Origin of the sequence: Algoriphagus sp., assembly GCF_024642405.1 — a bacterium.
Lineage (GTDB): Bacteria > Bacteroidota > Bacteroidia > Cytophagales > Cyclobacteriaceae > Algoriphagus.
In genome coordinates, this window is record NZ_JAHEBC010000179.1 from 1 (window position 1) to 7,640 (window position 7,640).

5 protein-coding genes are annotated in these 7,640 nt (G+C 38.3%); 2 read left to right on the forward strand and 3 right to left on the reverse strand.

Going from position 1 to position 7,640, the window contains the following annotated elements; genetic code table 11:
- Positions 1-99: 99 nt before the first annotated feature.
- Positions 100-1,209 carry a hypothetical protein gene (locus Q0L68_RS13175; RefSeq protein WP_296703935.1) on the reverse strand — a complete coding sequence of 370 codons (1,110 nt, stop codon included), beginning with the start codon at positions 1,207-1,209 and terminating at the stop codon, positions 100-102.
- A 68-nt stretch (positions 1,210-1,277) separates the two neighbouring features.
- On the opposite strand from Q0L68_RS13175, the gene Q0L68_RS13180 reads away from it, so the two are divergent.
- Positions 1,278-2,522, forward strand: a complete 1,245-nt coding sequence (locus tag Q0L68_RS13180) for a M28 family peptidase (RefSeq protein ID WP_296703937.1) — start codon at positions 1,278-1,280, stop codon at positions 2,520-2,522.
- 84 nt (positions 2,523-2,606) lie between these two features.
- Here Q0L68_RS13180 and Q0L68_RS13185 read toward each other — a convergent pair whose 3' ends face one another.
- Both Q0L68_RS13185 and Q0L68_RS13190 read right to left on the reverse strand, forming a co-directional pair.
- Positions 2,607-3,317, reverse strand: coding sequence for a hypothetical protein (locus tag Q0L68_RS13185; RefSeq protein ID WP_296703940.1), 711 nt, complete (start codon positions 3,315-3,317; stop codon positions 2,607-2,609).
- Between the two features lie 177 nt (positions 3,318-3,494).
- Positions 3,495-4,532 carry a glycoside hydrolase family 43 protein gene (locus Q0L68_RS13190; RefSeq protein ID WP_296703942.1) on the reverse strand — a complete coding sequence of 346 codons (1,038 nt, stop codon included), beginning with the start codon at positions 4,530-4,532 and terminating at the stop codon, positions 3,495-3,497.
- Positions 4,533-5,011: 479 nt separating this feature from the next.
- On the opposite strand from Q0L68_RS13190, the gene ileS reads away from it, so the two are divergent.
- Positions 5,012-7,640: isoleucine--tRNA ligase (gene ileS / locus Q0L68_RS13195; protein WP_296703944.1), on the forward strand; the 2,629-nt coding region annotated here is incomplete at its 3' end.

Below are 7,640 nucleotides of genomic sequence, written 5' to 3' on the forward strand. Positions count from 1 at the left end.
CAAATGAACTACATCCACATTTTGATTAGGTAGTGGTAAGAAAGCGGATAGACAGAAGAGAAAAAACTGATTAAGATTAATTCAAAAATTACTTTAAGATCATTCTCCAATCCACTCAGCTACAAATAGGTTGGTGTCTCTTGTTCCACCGTTATTCCTATTTGAGGAAAATACTAAATATTTCCCATCATTTGAGAAAACCGGAAATGCATCAAAGGTACCATCATGTGTTATTCTTGTCAACCCAGTTCCATCAAGATTAATCATGAATAAATTAAAGGGGTACCCTCTTTCGGTTTGATGATTTGAGGCGAAGATTATTTTTTCTCCAGAAGGATGAAAGAAAGGAGCCCAGTTAGCTTTTCCCAGGTCAGTCAATTTTTTCACATTTGATCCATCTGCATTGGCTACGTAGAGTTCCATACTCGTTGGCATTACCAATCCTTCAGATAATAAGTCTTTATATTCTTTAATTTCCTCCTCAGAAGATGGTCTGGAAGCTCTCCAAATGATTTTGCTTCCGTCTGGAGAGAAAAATGCTCCACCGTCATATCCTAGATCTGATGTGATTTGTTTTACATCCGAACCGTCAAGATTCATGGTATAAAGTTCTAGATCCCCTGTTCTAATTGAAGTGAAAACAATTCTATCTCCTTTTGGGGAAACTGTAGCTTCAGCATCATAGCCTGGCTCGTCCGTTAATTGGGAAAGAATATTTCCATTCATATCAGCTGTGAAAATATCGAAGCTATCATAGATTGGCCAAACATATTTTCCGTCTGTTCTTGCCTCTGGCACCGGAGGACAATTCTCCCCTCCTAAATGAGTTGAACCATATACGATGGTTTTATTATCAGGGAGAAAGTAAGAACAGGTAGTTCTTCCAAGACCAGTACTAAGACGATTAGGTTGGTTGTTTTTTAGATCATCTTCTTTCCAATTGGTATAAAAAATTTGGTCACATTCCACTCCCCATTCAGAGTAGTCAGATTGAAAAACCAGCATGCTGTCATCAAATGACCAATAAGCCTCGGCATTATTACCCCCAAATGTTAATTGCTTGATGTTTTTCAAATATTTCATCTCATCAGTTGTGAGCAAAAGAGAGTCAGACGAAGAATGGACATCGGCAGTATTTTCGATCTGTACCTCAGTCTTTTGGCTGCAGGCAAAACTCAACAGCACCAAAGCAAAATATAATTGTTTCATGGGATTCTAATTTTGAATAGCAGGGCGAAGATAATGATTATTATCTTTGACTTAAATATTGAAAAAAGATGAAAGAAAAAGCTAGATATAGTCTCGTTATTCTAATTGGGTCACTTCTTACATTTGGTTGTGATCAAACACCCACAGACATACAATTAAAAGATGGATTGGAAAAAGATGTATCTTATTTAGCAGCAGACGAGTTAGGTGGTAGGGCGATCGGATCAGATGGTGAGGAAAAAGCTGCAGAATATCTTTCTGATCAATTCCAGAAAATTGGTTTGAGTCCTAAAGGAACAGAAGGTTTCTTTCAAGAATTCACTGTTTCAAAACCAACCAATCCTCATGAGGAAGCCGTAATCGGCACGGATGGAGAAGGAGTGACAGGAAGAAATGTGATTGGTTTTATTGACAATAAATCTGATAAAACCATCGTGATTGGAGCTCATTTTGATCACTTGGGAATGGGCGGACAAGGTTCCTTGCATAGAGGAGATTCCGCCATACATAATGGAGCTGATGACAACGCAAGTGGTACGGCTGCTTTGCTTGCATTAGCAAAAATCTTCAAGCATGAAAAGCATAGCTCCAACTTCCTTTTCATTGCATTCTCTGGTGAAGAAAATGGACTATGGGGCTCCAATTACTTTGTAAAAAATCCAACGATTGATCTTTCAACAGTGAATTATATGATCAACATGGATATGGTGGGAAGAATGAATGAAGAAAAGACACTTGCAATTAATGGAGTAGGAACCAGCCCTTCTTTCAATCCTACTTTTGATTTGATGAATTATGACAGTTTAAAAATTGTCACATCTGAATCAGGTGTTGGTCCCTCAGATCATACTTCTTTCTATTTACAGGATTTGCCGGTTCTTCATTTTTTTACTGGACAACATGAAGACTATCATAAGCCTTCTGATGATTCTAATTTGATCAATTATGATGGGTTACTTCTCGTTGTAAAATACATAGACCGATTAGTGGATCAGTTGGATATAGAGTCAAAATTGGCCTTCACCAAAACTAAGGACAGCAATGGTGATTCTCCAAGATTTACGGTTTCGCTTGGAGTGATTCCTGATTATCTCTATGATGGAAAAGGTATGAGAATCGATGGGGTTTCAGCTGATAAACCGGCTGAAGTCGCAGGGATGAAAAAAGGTGATATCGTTATACAAATGGGAGATTCAACAATCGTTGATATGATGAGCTATATGAATGCGTTAAGTGCCTTCAAAAAAGGAGATGAAACGACAGTTTCTTATCAGCGGGACGGCCAAAAAGTGGATGTAAAAGTTGTGTTCTAGATATAGAATAGTCTAACTAATCAACATAAAATGCCCTGGATATTTATTTCAGGGCATTTTTGTTTCTTAAGCTAATTTGTGAGATTAATCAAAAAAAGATTTAAGCCAAGCGGCATCTTTTATATCATTGAAAATAAAAATGAAAATTAAATTGGTGATCAAGATCAATAAGTAGGAGAAATAAATTTTTTTAAGTTTGATATAGTCTTTAATCATTAAGAATAATATTATCAGAATAATTAACACCAAATTCCAGATGAATACATCAGCCCATTCAAAGGGGAAATCAGAAAATTCTTTTGGCTGAAGAATTAGGAACAATGGAATAAATGAAAAACGGACAGTTCCAGGTGCTAAAACCCAAAAAACAGTTGAAATCATCCATCTTGCATGTATCTGAATATTTCGGGCATAGATAATGGCAAGTACAACTGACAAGGTAAATCCGCAAATAGAAGTCAAATCAAATAGCGCAAGACTGTACCTTACTGAATAAAGGGGCGAAGAATCGCTCATGCTGTGCAGACTTACCACGATCATGTTGATGGAAGAAGCGATGACAAATCCTGCTAAAATCAAAGAAAGCATTCCTACTTTTTTGTGAACTTGAATAGGACGATTGTGATAAAGCCAAGGCTGAATAATCAAACAGATATACCAAAAAGTTGCTGAAAGGCCATGAAGATGCCAATGAAAAGGTGATGTGCTAAAGCCCAACCAATAACCTTGGAATCCTAATAAAGTAATAAAAAATGGCAGCAAAAACCACAGATGGAGTTTTGGAAAAGGCTTCATAAAAATAATTATTAGGATGATGAGCCAAAACAAAATTATTTTGACTTTCTATAGAAAAGTGTAGTTATACGTTGGTATTCAGTAGTTTAAATATAGCCAAAAGAAATCAAGGAAAGACAAAAAAATCCAGTTGCTAAGGACACAACTGGAGAAAACAAAGTTATTTTTTAATACTACTTATTTCATGATTGGATTGGCTGCTACTCCTTCAAAGGTCATCTTTATCGGCTTAATCGTTCCATCTTCGTTGAATTCCATTACATCAATTGCTGTTACACGATGATCACGGCCTTCATTGGGGATAGGTCTTCTATGATAAACCATATACCATTCATCTGAATTCGGTTTTTGGATCACGGAATTATGTCCAGCACCAGTTGCTACAGTAGTGTCAGATTCAAGTATTGTTCCGATTCTATTGTATGGGCCAGTTACTTTGTCGGAAATGGCATAAGCTACTTTATAACTATCATTTGTCCACCCTCCTTCTGACCACATAAAATAATATTTACCATTTCTGATGAACATAAATGGCCCTTCTACATAACCATCCGGAGTTATTTCATGAAAAAGCTCACCATCTTCCCAAGGTATAAATCCTGTAAAATCAGAATTTAATTTTCCAATATTACAGTGACTCCAGCCTCCATAAAACATATAATATGTACCATCAGTGTCTTTAAAAACGAACTGATCAATGGGTTGAGCATCATTATAAAAATCGTCAATCAGGGGTTGACCAAGATAATCTTTGAAGGGTCCTCCCGGGGAATCTGCTACTGCAACGCCTATTCCTCCATAATGATTGATATCATTGGCTGGATCCCAACTTGAGCGACTTGGACGTTGCACATCATTTGCAGAAAAGAATAAATAATATTTACCGTCTTTCTCAATAGCTGCAGGAGCCCACATTGCCTGTTTAGCCCATTTTATAGCTGAGGTATCTAAGATATTTTCGTGTTTTTCCCAGTTGACTAAATCTTTGGAGGAAAATGCATCAAAATGTAATTGATCTGTATAGCTAGCCGAGAAAGTGGGGTAGATCCAATATTCGTCACCAAACACAATTCCTTCAGGGTCTGCATACCATCCTTCGAAAATGGGATTTCCAAATAGTTTTGGGGCTTCATCTTCTATTTTAGTTTCTTTTGGCGCAGAGCATGCAAATGCCAGAATTGCGAATAAAGCAAATAGGGTTATTCTTGTTTTCATAGAAACAGTTTGAATGGTAGCGAAAAATACTAACGACATGTTAGAGGTGAGTGTCATTGGTGTAAAAATTCAATTTCTTGGGTTTCATTGTCATTAATAGACTAATTATAATTTTTGAGCCAAATAAGCTTTAGGAAGGTTGAAGAAGAATTCATTGAAAATAGACTAGAGATGCTTTTTGTAGGTCATAAGTCGCGAGATTCTGGAGCCAAGAGTCTAGAATTGAAATGTAGGAACTTACCATAAAAGATTCATCATATCCGTCTATTTAATAACCTGTTTGGCTTTCCCACCATTTTTTCGTTTTGAGTCACATAAAAAGGGGTATTTCTCTTATCTTTGTGCCTGCTTTTGAGGGGCATGGAATCCATTGATGTTTCTTATTGATAGGAATGAGTCTGAACAACATTGCCTGTTTGAAGATTAAAAAGCAAAAAAAATAGAATCAAATCACCTACTTGCTTACAAGAAAGGATATTGTGAAAACATATAAAGAGTTCAAACAAGTCGATTATCCTGCCATAGGAGAGGATGTACTTCAATACTGGAAAGACAATCAGATTTTCGAAAAATCAATTGCTAATCGTGAAGGTGCTGAAACCTTTACTTTTTTCGAGGGGCCACCTTCGGCCAATGGAACGCCAGGAATTCACCACGTGATGGCACGTGCTATTAAGGATGTTTTCTGTCGCTACAAAACGCTTCAGGGTTTCCAAGTGAAGCGCAAAGGCGGTTGGGATACGCACGGCTTGCCAGTGGAACTTCAGGTAGAGAAGGAATTGGGTATCACAAAGGAAGATATCGGAAAGAAGATTTCTGTAGAAGAATACAACCAAAAGTGCCGTGAAACGGTCATGCGATTCAAAAATCAGTGGGATGACATGACTGAGAAAATCGGCTATTGGGTGGATTTGGATGATCCTTACATCACATTTGAGCCGAACTATATCGAATCAGTTTGGAGCTTGCTAAAGAAGCTTTACGAGAAAGATCTGATCTACAAAGGATATACAATCCAACCTTATTCTCCAGCTGCTGGTACTGGTTTGAGTTCTCATGAGCTGAATCAGCCAGGTACATACAAGGATGTAAAAGACACTTCTATCACTGCACAATTCCGATTGAAAGGTGAGGAAAACACCTATATCCTAGCTTGGACAACTACTCCTTGGACTTTGCCAGCCAACTCGGCTTTGGCGATCGGTGAAAACTTGGACTATGTGAAAGTTAAGACTTTCAATCCCTACACCTACGATGCCTGTACCGTAATTTTGGCAAAAGCCAGAATGAATGCCTACCTGAATCCAAAAGCAGCTGAGTTGAAATTGGTAGATTATAAAGGAGGAGACAAGTTGATTCCTTTCGAGGTAATTGAGGAGTTCAAAGGAAAAGATATGCTAGGTTGGGAATACGAGCAATTGTTCCCAATTGCAGGCTTGGCACTACCTCATCCAGCATTTACTGTCGTTTCAGGTGATTATGTGACTACCGAAGATGGTACTGGTATTGTTCACTTGGCCAAAGCATTTGGTGCGGATGACTTTAGAACATTGGTTCAAAATAATGTTCCAGGTGTGTTCGTGAAAGATGAGCGAGGTAATGATCTACCTATCGTAGATAAGCGCGGAAAATTCATCACCATAGTTGGTGAATACCTCGTAGAAAAAGTATCAGAGCATCAAATTACTGCTCATAAAGAATATGGTGCAGATGATTTCTATGTGAAAAACTATACAGAAGATGACGAGAACGCTGCGGACTTCAAAAGCACCGACGTGATCATCTCGATCATCCTAAAGAATGAAAATAAGGCCTTTAAGGTTGAGAAATACGAACACAGTTATCCACACTGCTGGAGAACTGATAAACCTGTTCTTTACTATCCTATGGACAGTTGGTTTATTAAAACCACCGCTTACAAGGATAGATTAGTCGAGCTGAATAAGACGATTAATTGGAAGCCTGAGGCAACCGGAACTGGTCGTTTTGGCAACTGGTTGGAGAATTTGGTGGATTGGAACTTGAGTAGATCAAGATTCTGGGGTACACCGCTACCGATCTGGAGAACTGAAGATGGAACAGAAGAGCTTTGTATTGGATCAATTGCTGAATTAGAAACCGCCATCAAGGAATCCATTGCAAAAGGTTTCATGGAAAAATCTCCATACGAAGGAAAAGAACTGGATCTTCACCGACCATATGTAGATGATGTAATCTTGGTTTCTCCAAACGGAGAAAAGATGTTCCGTGAAGCAGACCTGATCGATGTTTGGTTTGATTCTGGTGCGATGCCCTATGCACAATGGCATTATCCTTTTGAGAACGAAGATATTTTCAACGCCAATTATCCCGCTGATTACATTGCAGAAGGAGTGGATCAAACAAGAGGATGGTTCTTTACGCTACATGCGATTGCAGTGATGCTTTTTGATAGTGTTGCTTTCAAAAACGTGATTGCTAACGGACTTGTACTGGACAAAAACGGCAACAAAATGTCCAAGCGATTGGGTAATGCAGTGGATCCATTCGAGACTTTGAAAGAATATGGTCCAGATGCAGTGCGTTGGTATATGCTTAGCAATGCCAATCCTTGGGATAACTTGAAATTCAATCTGGATGGAGTTACGGAAGTGCAACGACGCTTTTTTGGCACTCTTCAGAATACGTATAATTTCTTTGCGCTTTATGCGAATCTGGATGCTTTTGTTTACGACAAATCCAAGTCAGTTCCAGTTGCTGAGCGTGCAGAACTGGATCAGTGGATTATTTCCAAACTTCAATCCTTGATAGAAGAAGTGGAGGGAGCCATGGATAATTATGACGCCACTAAAGCAACTCGTGCTATCATGAGTTTTACTGTGGATCAGTTGTCAAATTGGTATGTAAGATTGGCCCGAAAAAGATTCTGGAGAGGTGAAATGAACTCAGATAAGCAGGCGGCATATGAGACTTTGTATGAATGTCTTCTTACTCTGACTCAATTGATGTCCTCTTTCTCTCCTTTCTATTCTGATTGGATGTACCAAAACCTGACTAAGTCAAGCAAAGAAAGAAAAGAATCTGTCCACTTGACAGATTGGATGAAAGCTGAAAGAGCTTTAATAAATA

Excerpts from the sequence above, each read along its gene's own strand:
- Q0L68_RS13175 (WP_296703935.1), bottom strand. The coding sequence starts at position 1,209 with ATGAAACAATTATATTTTGCTTTGGTGCTGTTGAGTTTTGCCTGCAGC.
- Q0L68_RS13180 (WP_296703937.1), top strand. The coding sequence starts at position 1,278 with ATGAAAGAAAAAGCTAGATATAGTCTCGTTATTCTAATTGGGTCACTT.
- Q0L68_RS13185 (WP_296703940.1), bottom strand. The coding sequence starts at position 3,317 with ATGAAGCCTTTTCCAAAACTCCATCTGTGGTTTTTGCTGCCATTTTTT.
- Q0L68_RS13190 (WP_296703942.1), bottom strand. The coding sequence starts at position 4,532 with ATGAAAACAAGAATAACCCTATTTGCTTTATTCGCAATTCTGGCATTT.